Source organism: Liquorilactobacillus vini DSM 20605 (assembly GCF_000255495.1).
GTDB lineage: Bacteria > Bacillota > Bacilli > Lactobacillales > Lactobacillaceae > Liquorilactobacillus > Liquorilactobacillus vini.
This window is the reverse complement of record NZ_AHYZ01000209.1, coordinates 1-486: the sequence shown is the minus strand read 5'-3', so window position 1 is coordinate 486 and position 486 is coordinate 1. Positions and strand designations below refer to the sequence as shown.

General features: G+C 39.5%; 1 protein-coding gene. It reads left to right on the top strand.

Translation table 11 applies throughout. The annotated features are described in order from the left end of the window. Window positions 1-68: 68 nt before the first annotated feature. Window positions 69-486 (top strand): UPF0236 family transposase-like protein (locus tag ON15_RS10955; RefSeq protein ID WP_040525146.1); only part of this gene is annotated, 418 nt, incomplete at its 3' end.

Here is a 486-nt window from a genome sequence, read left to right as displayed (position 1 = left end):
TAGAACTTAAAATCTTACGATTATTTTCGAGCTTATTATGCGAAGTGTTAGGAAGTTCTTTAGAGCGATTGGATCAAGAATTAGTAAAAGATGCAGATGTAAAAGTGCTGCGAAGAGATCAAAGGACAATTCAGTTTCTTTTTGGTGAAGTAACTTTTAAACGACGATTGGTTGAAGAAACAACTGGTTGCCATGTCTATTTGTTAGATAGACATTTAGGAATCAAGCCACGCAAACGCTATTCACCTTTACTATTAGCGCGAGTATCGGGCTTAGCTTCCAAGGGGGTTATGCGCATGGTGGCAAGTGCAGTCAATTTATTAACTCCAACATCAATGAGTCATCAAAAAGTTTCAGGAGTCATTAAAGAGGCTGGTGCACGGGTAGATAATTATCAGCGGCAGCAGGAAGTAAATGACACTGGGAAAAAAAGAAATAAACCAGTGATCCTTTATCTAGAAGGCGATGCCTTCAGCGTTAAGCAGC